This window comes from Bacillus sp. Marseille-Q1617 (assembly GCF_903645295.1).
In the GTDB taxonomy this organism is placed as follows: domain Bacteria; phylum Bacillota; class Bacilli; order Bacillales; family Bacillaceae_B; genus Rossellomorea.
The window spans coordinates 2,051,762-2,072,370 of record NZ_CAHJXM010000001.1; the positions used below are offsets into that span (position 1 = coordinate 2,051,762).

At 42.0% G+C, this 20,609-nt stretch carries 23 protein-coding genes; 19 read left to right on the forward strand and 4 right to left on the reverse strand.

Annotation, left to right across the window (positions count from 1 at the left end):
- The first annotated feature begins 129 nt into the window (after nucleotides 1-129).
- From HWX64_RS10245 to HWX64_RS10270, 6 genes are all read left to right on the forward strand, one after another.
- Nucleotides 130-729: a peroxiredoxin gene (locus tag HWX64_RS10245; RefSeq protein WP_175989347.1), complete on the forward strand. Its 600-nt coding sequence runs from the start codon at nucleotides 130-132 to the stop codon at nucleotides 727-729.
- A 90-nt stretch (nucleotides 730-819) separates the two neighbouring features.
- Nucleotides 820-966, forward strand: a complete 147-nt coding sequence (locus HWX64_RS10250) for an FbpB family small basic protein (protein ID WP_175989348.1) — start codon at nucleotides 820-822, stop codon at nucleotides 964-966.
- Between the two features lie 204 nt (nucleotides 967-1,170).
- Entirely contained in the window at nucleotides 1,171-1,314 is a 144-nt protein-coding gene (locus HWX64_RS10255; RefSeq protein ID WP_175989349.1) for an acid-soluble spore protein N, read from the forward strand.
- A 76-nt stretch (nucleotides 1,315-1,390) separates the two neighbouring features.
- Nucleotides 1,391-1,624, forward strand: coding sequence for a small acid-soluble spore protein Tlp (gene tlp, locus HWX64_RS10260; RefSeq protein ID WP_175989350.1), 234 nt, complete (start codon nucleotides 1,391-1,393; stop codon nucleotides 1,622-1,624).
- 169 nt (nucleotides 1,625-1,793) lie between these two features.
- The gene (locus tag HWX64_RS10265) at nucleotides 1,794-2,219 is read left to right on the forward strand and encodes a thioesterase family protein (RefSeq protein WP_175989351.1); all 426 of its coding nucleotides are present in this window, start codon (nucleotides 1,794-1,796) and stop codon (nucleotides 2,217-2,219) included.
- Between the two features lie 47 nt (nucleotides 2,220-2,266).
- The gene (locus HWX64_RS10270) at nucleotides 2,267-2,569 is read left to right on the forward strand and encodes a hypothetical protein (protein WP_175989352.1); all 303 of its coding nucleotides are present in this window, start codon (nucleotides 2,267-2,269) and stop codon (nucleotides 2,567-2,569) included.
- 42 nt (nucleotides 2,570-2,611) lie between these two features.
- On the opposite strand, the gene HWX64_RS10275 is transcribed toward HWX64_RS10270, so the two are convergent.
- On the reverse strand, nucleotides 2,612-2,902 hold the full coding sequence (locus HWX64_RS10275; RefSeq protein WP_175989353.1) for a HesB/YadR/YfhF family protein: 291 nt from the start codon (nucleotides 2,900-2,902) through the stop codon (nucleotides 2,612-2,614).
- Between the two features lie 127 nt (nucleotides 2,903-3,029).
- Here HWX64_RS10275 and HWX64_RS10280 point away from each other — a divergent pair, with 127 nt between their 5' ends.
- The gene (locus HWX64_RS10280) at nucleotides 3,030-3,290 is read left to right on the forward strand and encodes a hypothetical protein (protein WP_175989354.1); all 261 of its coding nucleotides are present in this window, start codon (nucleotides 3,030-3,032) and stop codon (nucleotides 3,288-3,290) included.
- Nucleotides 3,291-3,397: 107 nt separating this feature from the next.
- Here the strand turns inward: HWX64_RS10280 and HWX64_RS10285 are convergent, their stop codons facing one another.
- Nucleotides 3,398-4,555 carry a CapA family protein gene (locus HWX64_RS10285; protein WP_175989355.1) on the reverse strand — a complete coding sequence of 386 codons (1,158 nt, stop codon included), beginning with the start codon at nucleotides 4,553-4,555 and terminating at the stop codon, nucleotides 3,398-3,400.
- Nucleotides 4,556-4,841: 286 nt separating this feature from the next.
- Nucleotides 4,842-5,429 (reverse strand): glycerol-3-phosphate 1-O-acyltransferase PlsY, encoded by a 588-nt coding sequence (gene plsY / locus HWX64_RS10290; RefSeq protein ID WP_175989356.1) that lies wholly within the window; start codon nucleotides 5,427-5,429, stop codon nucleotides 4,842-4,844.
- A gap of 529 nt (nucleotides 5,430-5,958) precedes the next feature.
- Between plsY and HWX64_RS10295 the strand changes: the two genes are divergently transcribed.
- From HWX64_RS10295 to HWX64_RS10345, 11 genes are all read left to right on the forward strand, one after another.
- Nucleotides 5,959-7,251: a purine/pyrimidine permease gene (locus HWX64_RS10295; RefSeq protein WP_175989357.1), complete on the forward strand. Its 1,293-nt coding sequence runs from the start codon at nucleotides 5,959-5,961 to the stop codon at nucleotides 7,249-7,251.
- Between the two features lie 138 nt (nucleotides 7,252-7,389).
- Nucleotides 7,390-8,367, forward strand: a complete 978-nt coding sequence (locus HWX64_RS10300; protein ID WP_175989358.1) for an ABC transporter ATP-binding protein — start codon at nucleotides 7,390-7,392, stop codon at nucleotides 8,365-8,367.
- The gene (locus HWX64_RS10305; protein WP_175989359.1) at nucleotides 8,364-9,017 is read left to right on the forward strand and encodes an ABC transporter permease; all 654 of its coding nucleotides are present in this window, start codon (nucleotides 8,364-8,366) and stop codon (nucleotides 9,015-9,017) included. The genes HWX64_RS10300 and HWX64_RS10305 overlap by 4 nt, the downstream gene beginning before the upstream one ends.
- A 24-nt stretch (nucleotides 9,018-9,041) precedes the next feature.
- Entirely contained in the window at nucleotides 9,042-9,941 is a 900-nt protein-coding gene (locus HWX64_RS10310; RefSeq protein WP_175989360.1) for a glycine betaine ABC transporter substrate-binding protein, read from the forward strand.
- A gap of 152 nt (nucleotides 9,942-10,093) precedes the next feature.
- Nucleotides 10,094-10,504: a CoA-binding protein gene (locus HWX64_RS10315; RefSeq protein ID WP_175989361.1), complete on the forward strand. Its 411-nt coding sequence runs from the start codon at nucleotides 10,094-10,096 to the stop codon at nucleotides 10,502-10,504.
- Between the two features lie 317 nt (nucleotides 10,505-10,821).
- Entirely contained in the window at nucleotides 10,822-12,771 is a 1,950-nt protein-coding gene (gene parE / locus HWX64_RS10320) for a DNA topoisomerase IV subunit B (protein WP_175989719.1), read from the forward strand.
- Nucleotides 12,772-12,774: 3 nt separating this feature from the next.
- Nucleotides 12,775-15,207: a DNA topoisomerase IV subunit A gene (parC, locus tag HWX64_RS10325; protein ID WP_175989362.1), complete on the forward strand. Its 2,433-nt coding sequence runs from the start codon at nucleotides 12,775-12,777 to the stop codon at nucleotides 15,205-15,207.
- 205 nt (nucleotides 15,208-15,412) lie between these two features.
- Nucleotides 15,413-16,840, forward strand: coding sequence for a sodium:alanine symporter family protein (locus tag HWX64_RS10330; RefSeq protein WP_175989363.1), 1,428 nt, complete (start codon nucleotides 15,413-15,415; stop codon nucleotides 16,838-16,840).
- A gap of 98 nt (nucleotides 16,841-16,938) precedes the next feature.
- Nucleotides 16,939-17,721 carry a hypothetical protein gene (locus HWX64_RS10335; protein ID WP_175989364.1) on the forward strand — a complete coding sequence of 261 codons (783 nt, stop codon included), beginning with the start codon at nucleotides 16,939-16,941 and terminating at the stop codon, nucleotides 17,719-17,721.
- Between the two features lie 51 nt (nucleotides 17,722-17,772).
- Nucleotides 17,773-18,231, forward strand: coding sequence for a staygreen family protein (locus HWX64_RS10340; protein ID WP_175989365.1), 459 nt, complete (start codon nucleotides 17,773-17,775; stop codon nucleotides 18,229-18,231).
- Between the two features lie 97 nt (nucleotides 18,232-18,328).
- Complete coding sequence (locus HWX64_RS10345; protein ID WP_175989366.1) at nucleotides 18,329-18,781, forward strand: PH domain-containing protein; 453 nt, start codon at nucleotides 18,329-18,331, stop codon at nucleotides 18,779-18,781.
- A 370-nt stretch (nucleotides 18,782-19,151) separates the two neighbouring features.
- Here HWX64_RS10345 and HWX64_RS10350 read toward each other — a convergent pair whose 3' ends face one another.
- Nucleotides 19,152-19,922: an LAGLIDADG family homing endonuclease gene (locus HWX64_RS10350; protein ID WP_175989367.1), complete on the reverse strand. Its 771-nt coding sequence runs from the start codon at nucleotides 19,920-19,922 to the stop codon at nucleotides 19,152-19,154.
- Nucleotides 19,923-20,120: 198 nt separating this feature from the next.
- Here HWX64_RS10350 and HWX64_RS10355 point away from each other — a divergent pair, with 198 nt between their 5' ends.
- A complete protein-coding gene (locus HWX64_RS10355) occupies nucleotides 20,121-20,303 on the forward strand; it encodes a CsbD family protein (protein ID WP_175989368.1) in 183 nt (60 codons plus the stop codon).
- Nucleotides 20,304-20,609: the final 306 nt, after the last annotated feature.

Sequence of the window (20,609 nt, forward strand, 5' to 3'; positions counted from 1 at the left end):
GGGCTATTATCAGGATTGAAGGGAATAGATGGACTATTAATCCCAAAACAAGGTACTTAAAAAGACTAATCTAAGACAAGCTGACATAAGATGTTATTACCGACTAATCAGAAGAGGAGAGACGGACTGTTGAAATCTTTTTTTGGAGTATTGCTCACAGCACTGTTGGTATATACGTTTTATGTTGAAAATAAGTCCAGCCCTGATACTTTTACAAGGGATCAGTTTGAACAAGCTTCAGCTAATCAATCCTATGATCAGCTGATTGATATTGAAGAAGGTGAAGTGGCACAAGGTACGGAACCTGCAGAACATTTTCCAGGACCTAATGTAGGGGATAAGGCCATTGATTTCAAGCTTCCTGCATTGTCAGGGGATGACGTGACACTGTCCCAATTCAAAGGAAAAAAGGTAATCATTAATTTCTGGGCGACATGGTGTCCACCATGTAAGGAAGAAATGCCTGTCATGGAGGAATTTTATAAAAAGAATGGGGAGCAAATAGAAGTCCTAGCCATCAATATTGACCCTCAATACAACGTTAAGGAATATCAAGAATCAATAGGGCTTAGCTTTCCCATCCTCCTGGACAAAGATGATAAAATCAATAAAGCTTATGATATCCTTACCGTGCCTACAACCTATGTCATCAATGAACAAGGTATCATCACACATAAACAAATTGGTGCCATCACAAGCCTCGAAGCCTTCAATGCTTTAGTTAAGTGAGTGAAAGGCTGCTCTTTATGACCATTGTTTAAAATATCTGAAATTTGGATATACTATTTGTACAAGTCATTTAAGAGAGTGAGGTTTCCTATGCGCAGACCAAGAAAGAAATCATTCGCTGATCTGGTGAAAGAAAACAAAAAACAGTTACTTCTCGATGAGGATGCAATGAATGCAATTGAAGAAAGAATCGACGCACGATTTGAAGTCAAGCGTCCCCTTAATAAAGCCGAGTAACCATTTACGAGGCTTTATTTTTATTTTGAGTTACTCTGTTTTCTTACGTACTTTTATCGATTTAATCAAAAACAATTTGACATTATTGTTGCTGCGGAATCCCTCTTAAAGCTGCTCCTTATAAAACAAAAATACTTCCTGCCAATTATTACGCCTAAACTTCCTCATCAAAATGGAAATGATATGACTAAGGGGGGAAGTACAATGAGCAATCCTAAACGAAACAATAAACATTTCAATCCAAACCATATCGGTACACAATCCAGAGAAGCTGGCGGGAATAAAGGGAAGCAAATGCAGGATACATCAGGGAAACATGCACAGGTAATCCAGACAAAAGGTGAATAACATCTTTTCGTTTGATGAAAAATAATCGAGAGACCGACTAAGTTGGTCTTCAACACATCTTTAGGAGGAATGCAGGATGGCATGGAACAGTAAACCAAATCCGGATGATCGCAGTGATAACGTCGAGAAGCTTCAAGGTATGGTACAGCATACGATTGAAAATATGGAAAAAGCGGAAGAGTCCATGGCTTTCACTGATAGTGAAGAGCAGCTTCAGTCCATTAAGGCTAAAAATGAACGCCGCCGCGAGAGTCTCGAAGCATTCCGAAGTGAAATCAAAGATGAAGCCGGTCAAAATAATAACCGCTAATCCATATATTTGACTGGAAATCAAAGTATAAAAGCCGCGAATATGCATGAGTGATCGTGCATATTCGGGCTTTTTTCTTCCAACATATCCTAAGCGTATTGATTCAATGGAGATTATTTCTGTGATACTATTATTGATGTGCATTAAATAAAATCTAGAGGTGAATGAAGTGCATATCTCGGAAAATACAGTTCAAGTAAGGTACGCTGAGACTGATCAAATGGGAGTCGTCTATCACGCGAACTATCTCGTTTGGATGGAGCTCGGAAGAACAAAACTGATTGAAGATTTAGGGTTCAACTACGCAGAAATAGAGAAGGACGGTATTCTGTCTCCAGTTGTAGATTTGAATATCAGCTACAAAACACCTGTACGTTATGGCGAAAAAGCGCTTGTGAAAACATGGGTTGAAGATTATGACGGCATCCGCATTACATACGCGTATGAAATTTATAATGGAGAAGGTCTGTTAGCGATCAGCGGACAATCAAAGCACGTATGCGTCAAAAAAGAAAGCTTTCGCCCCATTTCGATCCGCAGGATGTTCCCGGATTGGCATGAGGCCTATGAGAAGGCAAAAAGAGAAAAGAATTAATACATAAACGTGACTGCAATTTGTCGACTGGAAAAGAGGAAGTCAAAATGGCATTCGGGGTGAGCAGAAAAGAATTGAAAGAGTGGAAAGAACGGGTCGGAAGAGGAGAAGTGGCTATTATCACACACTTCTGGGTAGATGATCGATTTCCAAACATACGGTCTGTTACAAAAGCAGGCTGCGCGGATATTCAGAAACTTTCTGAATGGGGAAAGAAATACGGATTAAAGAAGGAATGGATCCACATTCGGCACGACGGTTATCCTCATTATGACCTAATGGGGGAGCCGCAGCTGCGAGTTCTTAAAGAGGAAGGCCTTCAGGAGCATATCAAACGGTTCCTAGAGTAAATAGAAGCATGCTGAAGCCTCAAACCAGGCTTCAGCTCACACTTACTTTTTGTATTCATAAGTCGGTTCTTCAAGTTCATGATCAAATTCCACATATAAATCGTGACCGTCAAAGTACCACAGGTCTCTTTCTTCAACAAAAAATGTGCGGTTATCCATTTCGATTATCTTCCCTGCATCTATCGGTTCTTCCTTATTTACACCTAAAGAAAAACTGTCATGCAGAGGGCTGGAACCTCCATATCGTACATAAAAACGAACATATTCTCCTTCCTCCACGAGCATTTCGTTTTTAAACCAATTGAGGGCGTCTTTTGAAATATGTATGTTCACGCTTACAGCCTCCTTTCTCCACACTAATACTTACTGCCGGCCGTTTTTGGTCAAACGGAAGGCCGTTTTTATATTATAAACATAAAGAAACTGGAACATCTACTAATTCGCACAGGAGCTGATAAAGATGAAAACACAAGCACTATTATATTATATCGGAGCCTTTATATTTGGAGGACTTGGATTATTGACTATTCTTCAGCTGGAAAAAGCAAGCTACAAGATGGAAGCAGGAACTTTTATCATCGCAGCTGCCCTCATTTATTACGGGATGGTGACCCTCTATTATAAAAGCAGGAAATCAACGTTTTTAATGGTTAACTTGGTCCTGGCCGTCCTTGCCCTTGGAGGGATATTCTTTAATGGCGCATTGTTTGGGAGTCATTAATAATACTAAAAGAGCTGACGCCTTTATTAAAGGCATCAGCTCTTTTGTGATTGGGCTCTGTGAAAACAGGTCCTTGGCATACAGGCTGCTTCATCAGCAGGTTAAGACTATTGTGGAACTCCATCCATCATATGCGAAACCATTTCATCTTCCGTATATGTGATAAACCCATTTTTTTGAGCAAAATCAAGCGGGTATATTCGATAATTCTTATAATTATTTTCCGCTACAAATGTAGGGTGGAATTCGATTGATGGATAAGTAATGACAGCCCCGGCAGGATTTCGCTGTTTTTCAACCTGGACCTCCGCCACACCGCCAATGTCTTTGAAATCATCTTTTTGGCCAGATAGGAAATTCCCCAGTGAATAGATAACGACGGCGTCACGACCGTCACTTGTTTTATACGTCTGGATCGGCTGAAGTACGTGAGGATGATGGCCAAAAATGATATCAGCCCCGTTTTCAGTAAGTACTTTCGCTAATCTTTGCTGTTCTTCCGTTGGAAAACGTTGATACTCATTACCCCAATGCAGGCTCATGACCACCAGATCAATATCCATTGTCCTGGCTTTCTTGATCTCTGCTACCATTTTCTGTTCATCCAGAAGATTGACCAAGTAATCCTTTCCCTCAGGTACCGGAATTCCATTGGTGCCATACGTATAGGAAAGAAGTGCGAACTTGATTCCATTAACATTGAAGGTGCGGATTTTTTCTTTGTCTTCTGGACTTTTAAAAGCACCTACATACGGCATTGAAATCTCTTCATAATAATCGATTGCACTCAGCAGTCCTTCTTCTCCCTGATCCAGTGAATGATTATTTGCTGTAGTGACTGCATCAACCCCTACTTCCTGAAGAGACTTTACAATTTCTTTTGGGCTGTTGAAGAGAGGGTAGCTTGATAAACCGATTTCACTTCCTCCCGGGGTGGATTCCTGATTGGCAATCAAAAAGTCAGGTTCGGACAATATATCCCTCACCGGTGCAAACATGGGCAAGAAATCATATTGAGAGCCTGATTTTGCATCATTATAAACAGTATTATGAAGAAGTATGTCACCGATGGCTGCAATGCTGGCAGTAGACTTCATCGTTTTACCTTCTGCCTGGACTTCTCTTGTTGCATGAAGAAGGGACGTACCCTTTTCAGGCTGTTTATCTGAATTCCAGCTTTTATACTGATCCATCATTAGATATCCTGTAATAAGCATTAATGGAATCACTAGTATCAAACTCGTTACGTATAGCTTTCTGTTCATGTTCAAACCCCTTTGTCCTCTTTTCATATGTTTTTCTTACTATTTTACAGTAAAAAAATGAAAAGCGGGAGATGCAATTTTTTTACCATTATTGACGATACTTTATAGAATTAACCGCACTTTCAATTTACTCAGCACTGTTCGATATACGCAGTTTCTTTTCTTGGTCTGCAAACAAGTGGAGACGAGCTTTATACGTGTGAATCGGCGAATGCAAAAGCGGCTTAAAACCGTTCAATTCGCTGCCGTTTCTGGCGTGAAATGACTGGTTTTAAGCCGCTTTAAGTTAAAGCCATTTAATTTTAGGTTCGGTTCTGTTTTTGATTCGTACAATATTTGCTCGGTGTCTATAGATAACGAAGAAGGCTAGAACACCGACTACGGTCATCAAGGGAATATCCCCCGTGAATAAAGTATAAGTAAAAGCAATAATGGCAGCAAGCATAGATGATAATGATACGTATTTAGACACATACAGACCTAAAAAGAAAACGGCAAGTAATATCAGAAATAATAGCGGATCATATCCCAATAGGACACCGCCTGAGGTTGCAACGGCTTTGCCGCCCCTGAAGTTTGCAAAAAGAGGATACATGTGACCGATAACGGCAAAAATACCTGCCACCAGCATAAACATCTTTGGTTCAACACTGAAAAACAGAGGTAATAACGTAGCGGCCGTTCCTTTTAGGATGTCCATGATGGTTACGACCATGCCGGCCTTCACCCCAAGTGTTCTGAACGTGTTCGTACCGCCAAGGTTTCCGCTCCCATGCTCACGGATATCGATCCCATAGAATTTTTTTCCGATGATCAACCCTGAGGGGATGGAGCCCAGGATATAAGCTATAACAAGAATAAGGGCATAAATCATGATCACTGCTCCTTTAAATATGTAGTGATAAAGTATAAATTTACTCGTATGATTGTCCAGCTCCGGCGGCTAGAAGCTCGAGACATAAGTCATGCCATCCAAAAAGGCAAATTGCGCCTTTATGGATGCCCTGTCCTATGCTTGTCGCTTCTGAACGAGCCGCCTCCGCTTTTCGATTTGTCCAGCTCCGGCGGCTAGCCCCTCGAGGTCATAAGCTAAATGGTCCAAGAAGGCAAAAAGCGCCTTCCCGGCCCATTCATCTTATGCTTGTCGGGGCTGAGCAAGCCGCCTCCGCTTTTCGGGAGTGCGTTCTCTATTTTAACATGTTTTCCATTAAAACGGGAGAAAATCAGGATTTTTTTAGTACCTGTTCATAAAACTAGATGATATTTTATATAATAAGACGTTTTCACATGTTTCAACTCTTCTATATGATAAAATGAATACACTTAATTATTTGGCTATGTTAATCACCATACATTTGTATTGTAGCAGAGCCTATTTTATTGAATTGAAGGTGAATATATTTATGCATTTATTTTTATCAGCTTTTCAATGGGTGGCGTTCATGGTTGCTGGATCAATTGCCGCTCCCATTGCAATTGCTGATTTATTTCAGTTATCTCCAGCAGAGACCGCCGGATTCATACAGCGGACCATTTTCGTATTGGGAGCAGCCAGTCTCATCCAGGCACTGATCGGACATAAACTGCCAATCAACGAGGGACCTGCAGGCCTTTGGTGGGGTGTTTTTGCCATCTATGCAGGATTTTCAGGCACTCTATACAGCAGCCATGAAAAAGTATTAACTGTTTTACAAGGAGGCATGATTGTCAGCGGAATCATCTTTTTCCTTCTTAGTGCGACTGGGCTTTTAAGAAAATTGACTTCCTTATTTACTCCAACCATCACCTTTGTTTATCTGATGCTGTTGATATTGCAGCTGAGCGGTTCTTTTGTTAAAGGCATGTTCGGGCTGAGTGGGGAAGAGGGCACACTGCAGCCTGTCGTGCTGCTCGGAAGTGTGTTGACGATCCTTCTAGCCCTTTACTTCTCCAGTCATAAAGTAAAGTGGGTACAACAGTATTCCATCATCCTCGCCCTGATTGCAGGTTGGTTAATTTTTGCGGGGATGGGACTCGGAGGGCTGGTAACCGTTTCAAGTTCCTGGTTCGCTTTACCTGAAATATTCGTATTTGGTGCACCGGCATTTGATACCGGGGTAGTCATTACGTCAGTGTTCATCACCTTTCTGCTAACGACCAATATGATCGCGTCGATCAGAGTCATGGAGGAAGTGATGAAGTCACAAGGTGAGCCTGTGTATGAACGGTATAATTCAAGCGGCTTTGCTTCAGGTATTAACCAGCTGCTGGGAGGAGTATTTTCTGCCATCGGTTCTGTCCCGATATCCGGCTCTGCCGGCTTTGTGACTGCTACGAAAATGTATCGAATCCTTCCATTCATAGCGGGAAGCGCGATGATCATCGTTATCAGCCTGGTTCCCAAGGTGATGAATGTATTCGCAAGTTTACCCGCCCCGGTCGGGTACGCCGTCACAACAGTCATTTTTATAAAGATGGTCGGTCTTGCTTTGGGTGAATATCAAAAAGAAACGAACTTGGAGCGCACCCATTTTGTCGCTGGCATCTCCCTTATTGTCGGGGTGGGTGCCATGTTTGTACCCCCATCTGCGTTTAAAGATGTGCCTGTGGCAGCAGCCTCCATACTTAATAATGGGCTCATACTTGGTACCGTTACGGGAATAGTGGTGGAGCAGACAATCAAGTCAAGAACAGATAAATCCATGAAAAGCGAGTAAACTATTTGTTTACTTGCTTTTTTTCGTATAGCATTAGGATGGTGGAAGATTTTTCATCAAAGACTACCTATATGTTTACCTATTTGGTTCTGCGGGTATTCTTAATATGTTTAGATTAGATTTCAGGCAGGTGATTATATGATTGAATTCAAGAATGTCAAAAAAGTGTACGAAGACGGGACAGAAGCAATTAAAGGAATCGACTTGACGATTCCCGAGGGGAAACTTGTCGCGTTGATCGGTCCAAGCGGATGCGGTAAAACGACTACGATGAAAATGATCAATAAACTGATTGGGCTTACCAGCGGCACAATCACAATCAATGGCAGGGACATATCGGAAGAAGATGAAGTTGAACTGAGAAGGAATATCGGTTATGTCATTCAACGGATCGGACTCCTGCCTCATATGAGAATAGAAGAGAATATCAGTCTGATACCGAAACTAAAGGGATGGAAAAAGGAAAAATACGAAAGCAGGGTCGTTGAATTGATGAACCTGGTCGGACTCGAACCCGGCATTTACCGAAAAAAATATCCCCTTGAATTGAGCGGAGGACAGCAGCAGCGGGTCGGTGTCATACGTGCTCTTGCTGCGGAACCGCCAATTATTTTGATGGATGAACCCTTCAGTGCCCTCGACCCCATCAGCAGGGAGCAGCTGCAGGATGAACTGAAACATATCCAAAACTCCATACATAAAACAATCGTCTTTGTCACGCATGATATCGACGAAGCGTTGAAAATCGCCGATGAAATTGCCGTCATGCGGGACGGAAGAATCGAGCAAATCGCAACACCGGGCGAATTGATTACTTCACCCGCCAATGATTTTGTGCGTTCATTTATCGGGGAGCATCGGATTGATGAAGGCAAAAAGGAAATCGTAATGGCGGATATCATCGATGAAAATCCAATCTTCCTCCATTATGAAGAATCTGAATATGAGACGATTTCCCACGATGCCACACTCACTGAAGCCGCTGGTATTTTTGTTTCCAAAGAGCCTCATACATTGGTTGTGACGAAAGACGGGAAGCATATAGGAAGTGTATCCAGAAGTGATATCCTGAAGGCTGTCGCTTCAGAAAATAGAAGGGAGGCCCCATCACAATGATCCAAACCCTCTCATTTATCAATACGCTCACAACCCGCTCGGATGATATCATGACCGGACTGGTTGAACATCTTTATCTATCGTTCATCTCGATATTTATTGCGATTGTGATTTCACTGCCTCTTGGAATCTACATATCGAGGAAGAAGCAGATCGCAGAGTTCTATATAGGGATAACAGCTGTCTTCCAAACGATACCAAGTCTGGCCCTGTTTGGATTTTTGATTCCTTTGCTCGGTACGGGAAATACAACGGCGATCATCGCGCTTACTGTCTATGCACTGCTTCCAATCCTCAGAAATACGTTTACCGGGATCGCAGGAGTGGATGAAGGTGTCATAGAAGCGGGAAAAGGAATGGGAATGACCAATTCACAGCTATTATTCAAGATTGAACTCCCGCTTGCCCTGCCTTTCATCATGGCCGGAATACGCACGGCTACTGTGTTGACGGTAGGTGTTGCAACACTTGCGACATTCGTTGGAGCCGGAGGGCTTGGAGACCTGATATACCGCGGGCTTTCGACGTGGAATAATTCACTCGTTCTTGCCGGGGCAATTCCGGCCGCACTGTTGGCATTATTTTTTGATTTTCTGTTAAGACTTCTGGAAAAGGCAACAACCCCAAAAGGGTTGAAAGCCCGAAAATAAATCACACAAAAAAGGAGCATACATATGAAAAAGATACTTACCCCATTCATTATCCTGCTGGCAGCTTCGATCATCATTGCGGGCTGCGGCAATAACGGAGGGAAGGAAACGATTACAGTATCAGGTAAAATGTGGACAGAACAATTCATCCTGACACATATCATGGCTGAGCTATTGAAGGAAAAGACAGACCTTGATGTGAAAGTTGAAGAAGGCCTGGGTGAGGTATCGATCCTGACTCCCGCTCTTGAAAAAGGAGATATCGATGTGTATGTAGAGTATACCGGAACCGGACTGGAAGCGGTTCTTAAAGAACAGGCAGAGGAAGGGGCTTCAGGTGACGAGATACTGGATCAGGTCCGAAAAGGATATGAAGAAAAATTCAATGTGACCTGGCTTAAGCCTCTTGGATTCGAAAATACGTATACACTTGCCTACACAGAGGATCAGGATTTTAATGCAAAAACATTTTCTGACTTAGTGCCCCTTTCAAAGGACCTTAGCTTCGGAGCCCCTCACCAGTTCTATGAACGCGAGGGAGACGGCTACGATGCTTTCTCAAAAGAATACGGCTTCGAGTTTAAGAAAAAAGAAAGCTATGATCCTAATATTATGTATGAGGCTGTGAAAAACGGAGATGTGGATATCATCCCTGCCTTTACTACCGATGGAAGAATCGAACGATACAATCTAAAGTCAACAAAAGATGATAAAGGCTTCTTCCCTCCATACGATGCAGCACCGATCATCCGCCAGGAAGTATTGAAAGAACATCCTGAGGTGGAAAAAGCATTAAATGAATTAGCGGGTCAGATATCTGAAAAAGAAATGAGTGAAATGAACGCAAAAGTGGATATCGATAAAAAAGAACCAAAAGATGTGGCACGTGAATTCCTCATTTCAAAAGGTTTTATAAAAGAATAATCAAAAATAAAGTGAATCCTTTTAATCGGATTCACTTTATCTTTAAAGGAACATATTCATAAAATTTTGAAAAATAAAGGAAATTATGCTATAAAAATAGAATAGGACTTTAGAACGCATGAAATAGATATTCAAAAGGACGGTGCATTCTCATGATAGAAAATCCAACACGTGAAGAAATGGGACAAATATTGAAGAACTCGAAGCGGATTGCAGTCGTTGGATTAAGCGACAATCCGGATCGTACCTCCCATTCTGTGTCAAAGGCAATGCAGGACCAAGGCTACGAAATCATCCCGGTTAACCCTACAATCGATTCCGCTCTTGGGATAAAAGCGGTCTCTTCATTAGAGGAAATCGAAGGATCCGTTGATATTGTCAATGTGTTCAGGCGTTCGGAATTCCTTCCCGAAATTGCAAGAGAATTTGATAAAATAGATGCTAAGGTTTTCTGGGCTCAACTGGGTGTCATGAATGATGAGGCTTACTCTTTCCTCAAAGAACGCGGATATACAGTGATCATGGATCGATGCATTAAGGTTGAACATGCTTTAACCAAATAGTTCCCACTAGGTGCAAGCGGCGTCTACCGCTTGCTTTTTTTTCGGATAATTGAATCAATCGCTTTCACAACGGAATTCAAGCATCAAGGCCGGGGGTCATCCTCCAGGAGCACAGTATTAATCAGAAAATTAATTTGCGAAAATCAAATAAAACGCTACAATATAGCATAGTGGTTTACCTAAAATGACGAAAAACAGGTAAACGAACAAATGTTCTTATGTTATAGTAATAATAGAACATAGAAATCCGTATAGAAGTTTAGATACGGGCAGTGAAGTTTGAAAGGGGAATGTTCGTGGCCGACAAGACACAGTCCATGGCTTATAATGATGATGCAATACAGGTTTTAGAGGGCTTGGAAGCCGTTCGCAAAAGACCTGGTATGTACATTGGCTCTACTGACTCCAGAGGGCTGCATCATTTAGTATACGAAATCGTAGATAATGCAGTAGATGAAGCACTAGCAGGTTTCGGTAATGAAATCACCGTCACCATACATAAAGATAACAGCATCTCCGTTCAGGATAGAGGACGCGGGATGCCGACAGGGATGCATAAAATGGGTAAGCCTACCCCTGAAATCATCCTGACCGTCCTTCATGCCGGCGGTAAATTCGGGCAGGGCGGGTATAAGACAAGCGGCGGCCTGCATGGGGTCGGTGCCTCCGTCGTCAACGCTTTGTCAGAATGGCTCGTGGTTACGATCGAGAGAGACGGCATCAAGTATGAACAGCGTTTTGAAAAAGGCGGTAAACCCGAAACTACTCTTGAAAAGATCGGAAAGACCAAAAAATCGGGAACACTCATACATTTTAAACCGGATCCGGAAATATTCAGTTCGCTAACATATAATTATGACACACTTTGTGAACGTTTAAGAGAATCCGCCTTCCTTCTCAAAGGCTTGAAAATTGAAATCATAGATGAACGGCATGATCAAAAGGAAGTATTTTACTATGAAAGCGGGATACAGGCATTTGTTCAATACTTAAACGAAGAGAAGGACAGTCTCCACAATGTTGCCTTTTTCGAAGGCGTGAATCACAGCATTGAAGTGGAATTCGCATTTCAGTTCAATGACGGGTTTTCTGAAAACATCCTGTCTTTCGTCAACAACGTCCGTACGAAAGACGGCGGCACCCATGAAGCAGGCGCAAAGACAGCTATGACAAGGGTGTTCAATGAATATGCCCGTAAAGCAGGGATCCTTAAAGATCGTGATAAGAATCTGGAAGGGACGGATATCAGGGAAGGCCTTGCAGCGATTGTATCGGTCCGGATCCCTGAAGAGCTCCTGCAATTCGAAGGACAGACAAAAGGTAAGCTCGGTACAAGTGAAGCCCGCTCAGCGGTGGATTCCGTCGTTTCAGAGCACCTGCTTTATTTCCTGGAAGAAAATCCGGATACAAGCTCACTGCTGATCAAAAAATCGATCAAAGCGGCTCAAGCGCGCGAGGCTGCACGAAAAGCCCGGGAAGATGCACGCAACGGCAAAAAACGAAAACGTTCTGAAACCGTTCTCTCTGGAAAGCTGACTCCCGCCCAATCGAGAAATCCTCAGCGGAATGAACTATATCTGGTGGAGGGTGATTCTGCCGGAGGTTCTGCAAAACAGGGGCGTGACCGTAAGTTCCAGGCCATCCTGCCGCTGCGTGGTAAAGTCATCAACACAGAAAAGGCAAAGTTACAGGATATCTTCAAAAATGAAGAAATCAATACCATCATTCACGCCATTGGAGGCGGAGTCGGACCTGAGTTCAACGTCGACGACATCAATTACGATAAAATTGTGATCATGACCGATGCAGATACGGATGGAGCACATATTCAAGTCTTGCTGCTTACCTTCTTCTACCGCTATATGAAGCCGCTCGTTGAAGCCGGAAAAATATACATCGCCCTGCCTCCGCTTTATAAAGTGAGCAAGGGGACGGGAAAGAAAGAAAAAATAGAATATGCGTGGACAGATGAAGAGCTTCAAGGAGCCATGAAAAAAATCGGTAAAGGGTATATGATCCAACGATATAAAGGTCTGGGTGAAATGAATGCAGATCAATTATGGGAAACGACCATGGACCCTGAGACCAGAGCGCTGATCAGAGTAAGAATCGACGATGCTGCACGTGCGGAACGCCGTGTCACGACCCTGATGGGCGACAAAGTCGAACCACGCCGGAAATGGATCGAAAGTAATGTAGCATTCGGCTTGGAAGAAGACGGCAGCATCCTGGAAAATGAAAACATCACGGTCGCAGAGGAGGGGTAATACATGACAACAGTAGAAAGATATCAAGATCTGCCTTTAGAAGAGGTGCTTGGCGACCGGTTTGGACGATATAGTAAATACATTATTCAAGAACGTGCATTACCCGATGCCAGGGACGGACTCAAACCCGTTCAGCGACGGATTCTTTATGCCATGTATGTTGACGGTAATACCCAGGAAAAAGGGTTCCGTAAATCAGCTAAGACCGTCGGTAACGTAATCGGTAATTACCATCCTCATGGTGATACTTCCGTATACGATGCCATGGTCCGGATGAGTCAGACTTGGAAAGTACGGAACTACCTTGTAGAAATGCATGGTAATAACGGAAGCATCGATGGCGATCCCCCTGCTGCCATGCGTTATACAGAAGCAAGACTGTCAGCGATCTCAATGGAATTACTGCGTGATATCGACAAAAGTACGGTAGAGTTCATTCCAAACTTCGATGATACGTCAAGTGAACCTACTGTACTTCCTTCCCGATTTCCAAACCTGTTAGTGAATGGATCGACGGGTATATCTGCAGGTTATGCAACGGATATCCCGCCTCACCATTTAGGTGAAGTGATTGATGCTACAATCATGCGCATGGAAAAACCAGAAAGTACAGTCGATGATTTAATGACTGTCATGAAAGGGCCGGATTTCCCTACCGGAGGGATCATACAAGGGGTTGACGGCATCAAAAAAGCCTATGAAACCGGGAAAGGAAAAGTCGTTGTCCGCGGAAAAGCTGAAGTTGAAAATATCCGCGGAAGCAAGCAGCAAATCGTCATCACAGAGATCCCTTACGAAGTAAACAAGGCGAATCTCGTGAAAAAGATGGACGAATTCAAAGTGGACCGCAAAGTGGAGGGAATCGCAGAGGTTCGCGATGAGACAGACCGCGAAGGACTCCGCATTGTGATCGAACTGAAGAAAGATGCAGATGCGAACGGTGTGCTGAACTATCTTTACAAAAACAGCGACCTTCAGATTTCGTATAACTTCAATATGGTGGCCATACATAATAGACGTCCTAAGCTTATGGGGCTGCAAGGCTTGCTGGACGCCTATATTGAACACCAAAAAGAAGTGGTTACGAATCGTACCAAGCATGATTTGAAGAAAGCAAGCGACCGTCAGCATATCGTTGAAGGTTTAATGAAAGCATTATCGATCCTTGACGAAGTGATTGCTACCATCCGTGCATCAAAAGACAAAAAAGATGCAAAGCACAACCTGATTGATCAGTATCAATTCACTGAAGCTCAATCGGAAGCAATCGTCAGCCTTCAGTTATACCGTCTGACGAACACAGACATCACGGCACTTCGTAATGAAGCGGAAGAACTTCAGAAATTGATTGCAGAATTAACAGCGATCCTCGAAAGTGAGAGTAAGTTATATAGTGTCATCAAGAAAGAATTAAAAGCAATCAAGAAGCAATTTGCGGATGCAAGAAGAACACAAATTGAAGATAAAATTGAAGAAATCAAGATCAACCTCGAAGTATTGATAGCAAGTGAGGACGTTATGGTGACAGTCACCCGTGACGGATACATCAAACGCACGAGTCTTCGATCATATGCAGCATCAAACGGCCAGGATCTTGCTATGAAAGAAACGGACAGGCTGCTGGGCCAGTATGAAATGAATACCACGGATGTCCTTCTCGTGTTCACCAATAAGGGTAATTACATTTACTGCCCGGTACATGAGCTGCCCGACATCCGCTGGAAGGACCTCGGACAGCACGTAGGTAACATCGTTCCGATCGATCGAGATGAACAGGTATTGAAGGCGATCCCTATTAAAGAATTCAGTGAGGATCAGTACCTTCTGTTCATAACCAGGAACGGTATGACCAAGAAGTCTGAGCTTTCTCAATATAAGGCACAGCGATATTCACGTCCATTAGTCGCAGTCAACTTAAAAGGTGATGATACGCTGGTGGATGTACATTTAACAGATGGAAAACAGGAAGTATTCCTGGCAACTCACCTTAGCTATGGTTTGTGGTTTACGGAAGAAGAAATAAGCATCGTCGGCCCGAGAGCGGCTGGTGTAAAAGGTATCAATTTGAAGGACGATGACTTTGTTGTTTCAGGCAAGGTCATAACTGATCCTTCAAATGAATTTGTTTTCCTCGTAAGCCAACGCGGTGCAGTGAAGAAGATGAAACTGTCCGAATTCGAAAGAACCAGCCGTGCAAAGCGCGGGGTCATCATGCTCCGGGAATTGAAATCGAACCCGCATCGAGTAGTTCGAATTGAAGTGGTGAATGATACCAATAGGGTTGAACTGATAACCAAAAAAGGCAAGACTGAAGAGGTAAAAATAAAGGATCTCCGGGCTAATGATCGTTATTCCAATGGATCATTCGTGATCGATGAGGCTGAAAGCGGTCCAGTTATAGAAACTTGGTTAAAACCAACCGAAAATGATCAATAAATTCAAAACCGGCTAAGGATGCTTAGTCGGTTTTTTTGATCCTCTAATATATTTCAGCTTTCAGGAAAAAATATCAAGTTTTATAATTATATAATTGTATTTGATTGGAAACGGTTAATTTGATAGATTAAAAAGGTGTCGTCGGGGGTAAACATACATAGGTCGTACATTTTACATTTTATTACAACCAGGAGGGGATACATGTATGGAATTATTCAATACCATACTCGGTACGTTAAATGATTATATGTGGTCTTATATTCTTATTGCAGGTCTTGTAGGGCTTGGACTCTATTTTTCACTGCGTACCAAGTTTGTCCAGTTTCGCTATATTGTTGAAATGGGACGATTACTGACAGATAAAACGACGATTTCAGCAAAAGGAAGAAGGGGGATTTCCTCTTTCCAGGCATTCACCATCAGTACTGCATCCCGCGTCGGGACAGGAAATCTCGCTGGTGTTGCGACAGCGATTGCCGGCGGCGGTCCGGGTGCCGTTTTCTGGATGTGGCTGATTGCATTGCTGGGAGGAGCAACAAGCTTCATTGAAAGTACTCTGGCACAGATCTACAAAGTAAATGATGGTAAAGATGGATTTCGCGGCGGTCCCGCGTATTACATGGAAAAAGGATTGAACGCACGCTGGATGGGAATTCTTTTTGCCGTCATCATCACATTCTGTTTCGGTTTGGTCTTTAATTCTGTGCAATCGAATACCATTTCATTAGCGATGGAAGGCGCATACTCTTTTGACCGATTAACGACTGGTATTATATTAGCGGCACTCACGGCGGTCGTCATCTTCGGAGGAATCAAGCGAATTGCTCACGTGACACAAATCCTTGTACCCGTCATGGCCATTCTTTATATTTTACTTGCCCTTTATATTCTCATCACCAATATCACCATGCTCCCTGATATGTTCGTGTTGATTTATGAAAGTGCATTCGGGATCAGGGAAGTTGTAAGCGGTGGAGTCGGTGCAGCTATCATGATGGGGATCAAACGGGGCCTATTCTCGAATGAAGCCGGTATGGGTAGTGCGCCGAATGCTGCTGCGACTGCCGGGGTCACACACCCCGTTAAGCAAGGATTGATCCAGACTCTTGGGGTGTTTACCGACACATTGATCATTTGTACGGCGACTGCCTTCATGATCATCCTGTCAGATCAATACACGGCTGGCATTGACGGCATTCAGCTGACACAAGCAGCACTGAGTTTCCATGTCGGTGAATGGGCGAATACATTCGTAGCGGTAGCCATCTTCTTATTTGCCTTCAGTTCGGTTATCGGCAACTATTATTATGGTGAAACAAATATTGAGTTCATCAAGTACAGTCCTGCTGCACTGTTCATCTACAGGCTTGCAGTGATCGGGATGGTGATCTTTGGTGCAGTCGTGAAGCTGGATGTCGTTTGGGGGCTTGCAGATCTATTTATGGGTCTCATGGCCATCATCAACTTAATCGCGATTACATTGCTTACCAAGATTGCCCTGGCAGCATTAAAGGACTATCGTGCACAGAAGAAACAAGGGAAAGATCCAATTTTCTACTCTAACTCCATCGAAGGGTTGAAAGGAATTGAATGCTGGGATGAGAAACCGGCTGCTAAATCCCAGGATCTTTGATCACTAAAACCAACTCATGCGCTGAGTTGGTTTTTTTACATACTTTTTCCTTATTTGGTGAAGATAATAGAGAATTATCTTACCGAGGAGAGGACATTATGCGTAAAGAGTTATTGTTTGCTTTTGGTGCATTTTTCATTTTGTCTCTGCATGCAATCGCAGGAAACTATTCGGAAGTCACGAAAGAACAACCCAAGAACGATCAACTGACAATCAAGTCTTACTCTAAAGATGTCACAGGAGATGGGAAAAAGGATAAAATTAATTTGAACGCGATACCGTTTTCTCCTGATGCATTATTTTTAAAAGAGGTATGGGCGGACATCACAACTTCTAAAGGCAGTGAGATTCGTATTGATTATGAAGGAGGGTATGAGCCCGAAATCGAGTTTGTTGATTTGAACCATGACAAGGTAAAGGATATGCTGTATTCGGCTGCAACAGGAGGGAGCGGCGTACTATATAATATGGCTCTGCACACACTTGCAGAAAATAAATTACTTGACTTGGGACTGCCTGAAGGGCTGACGATCCAGGCTCAATTTCAGGACGACTATAAAGCGGTTATTTCTTTCACTGATACAAATCAATCCTATACGGTTGATTTAAGCGACCGGAAAGATGATTACGAGCGACTTGGTATCTATACGGACGGGAAGTTGAATGAACCCATGGAATTGATGATTCTTCCGACTGCCTTTTATGAACCTGCAAAGATAAAAGGAAAGCCAGGGAAAGGGTTAAAAGGATACCAGCAGATCAGCGGTGCATACAAAGCTGATGGCATCGGCACCGCTGTTTCTTACTGGTACTATGAAAAGGGAAAGTGGAACTTGATCGAAATAAATTGGCAGGAGGACTCCAGACAGAAGCACAGATAATAGGCGATTGACATACACTATTATAAGCCCAATTCCGAAGGAGGCTTATCGATGAGTGATTTCAATCCTGAGAAGTTATCTGTTACGTATTTGCCGCCTGCATCAATCTTTAATCCCATTGATAACAGAAAGTACACACTGACTCACTCTGATGCAACCGGGGATTTATTCTTAAGTGTCGGCTGTCACTACGATTTGAAGAAAATAAATGCACAAATGAGAGATGAAGTTCTCGGGGAGTGGCGCCGTGAACAAGGACAATACACATTGTGCGGGAAGGTATATGTGAGCGGAGGAGAATTTGATGCTAAGCTGTCGGAAGTCCGGTTCATGATTTTCAAAAAGGAACTTCCACTTGCACTGGCAGCAATCGTAAATGGGGACCAAGGGTTTTTCACGTACTTTCCATGGCTTCTTGATGCTCCAATTTATATGTTTTTCGAATCGGTATTTGATGAGTTTAATCAGGTTATTTATTTCGGTACACCCAGACAGTATTTAATAAAGTGAATCCTGCATAAAGAGCGGTGGCTCTTTATGCTTTTTTTGAGTGAATGAACCCTTTTTTTGCACGAATACGTATTAATAGTGGATAGGAGGGACTACTATGCGGTTTTATTCTAAAAAAGGAAAAGTGTTGTTCCCTGTACTTATAATGGTATTGATACTAATGGCGGGTTCATCGCTGACATCATACCTGGATTGGGACTTCGTTAAGCATATTCCGGGTATAGATGAATCCGATCGGGTCTCATTGTTCGTTACTGTACCTGTAATGGTTTTGATCCTGTGGTTGATTGCAGGAACATATTACGAAATTAATGGGGAAGTGCTTAAAGTCGCAGCAGGGCCGATAAGATACACCATTCATATTCACACGATCAGTGCCATTAAGGCTTCAAATAATCCGTTATCAAGCCCGGCATTATCATTGGACCGTCTTAAAATCACATACAACCATGGCAATACTGTGCTGATTTCACCGAAAGATAAGCAGGAATTTATCAATGAGATCTTGAAGGTAAATCCGAATATCAAGGTCAATTTAAAGAAAAAGTAAGTGAACTGCAATTATGTAAACTAGAAACAATATGGATGAGGAAGCTGGAACTAAGAAACTCAGCGGTATTCATCCATATTGTTTTTTATTGAAATAAAAATCAGACAGTGAAAATGATCAGTAAACCACTGCAAATCCGGTTAGTGATAAAATATTGAACAGAGCATTTAAATTTAGTTAAAATTACGCGATTAAATACCACATGATAAATAAAACGAAATTTTCATTACATCTCAATATTAATAGTATACTTATGATATGAGATGGAATTGATTATTTTTATTCAACTTCCTAGAATTTGTGTTATGTTAATTAGAAAAATAATATAGAAGGACATCTCCTTTATATTACCTTATTTAAAAACAGGCTTTCATAATCTCATGAAGGCCTGTTTCTCTAAAAATCTTTTATATTTTTCAACCAGATAAAGATCTTTATCTTTATAAATCCAATTAGCAAACAGTGAAATATTATCATGACCCGTGATATATATTCGGTAATACGTTTCAAATTCTTTTAACCTAGGTTTTAATTTATGTGACTCAAATATTTTATGCAAAGATCTACTAAAATCTATAGATCCACTCACTATACAAACACAGTTCCTGCTTTTGGATATGCTCCCATCTCCATCGAAATATCCTCTTACGAAGTGGTTCAAGTAAGGTTCTGGTATTGTTGGGAGTTGAATACTCAATGATTTATTTGGTTGAATTCCATGGAGTGTCATAAGATCATCTTTAAGGATTTTGCTATGTATTCCCAAAGCGTATACTCCTGTATTAGGATTTTGAACTAAAGGATGATTTGACTGCAATTCTATCTTGATTCTTTCCAGTATCTCTATGTTTTTTTGATAAAAACTAATTGATGAAAAATCCTTATTTACACTTCCATCAGCAGCAAAAAAAACCAGAATATAAGCCATATTATTCGTCCAAGTCTTAAAATAATGCTCATTCACGGTGTATTTCCGTTTCCAGCTGCCTTTTGCTCTCCTTTTTACATTATTCTTACGCAGTACATTGTTTACATAACGCGGTGAAACATTGCTCATCTCTGCTATTTCCACTGTCCTCATGCCTTCTTCGTATAACTTTACCATCTCTTGAGCTTCTAAGGTGCATTTCTTCTTTGCCATAACCAGTACCACCTTATTTATCACTAATTCCATTATACGAACATTTGTTCCTATATGCAATTTTTAGCACTTTCAGTGAAAATTTAAACGATTTAACATAAATTGCTATCAGTATTTTAGCTGCTTGTAGTTTATTTAACATCATATCTGGCTATTGAATAAATGAAATTATATTATTATAGAAATGAGGTTGTAAAAATGCGAGAAAATAAAGATCAAATAAAGGGAAAGCGTAAGCAAACTAAGGGAGATTTAAAGAAAACCTGGGGAAAACTTACGATGGATGATCAAAAAATTGCAGAAGGCGAACGCAGCAAGGATAAAGGTAAGATTCAAGAAAAGGTTGGCGATGTAAAAGAATCTTTAAAGAAAAGTTGGTAGCTTCAATATGGTGTTTGACCCGATGGCGTTAAACACCACTGTACATCAATAAAGGACGATTTCCTACTTCTAACAGCAGGAAATCGTCCTTTATTTTTTTGTAATCGAGTTTTAAAGATATGTTTTCAGTTGGAATTGTCGGGATGTATGCTTCCCCTATTAAGTCCTCCATCCTCCGATGTTGATGATCCTCTCGCTCCCTGCTCCTTTTTTTCTTCTTTCATTCAATCAGAACCGCTGCAAAAACGGTATGTTCCTTATACCGTAAAACTGCGCAGTCATGCTCAAAGTATGGCAGCTCACCCG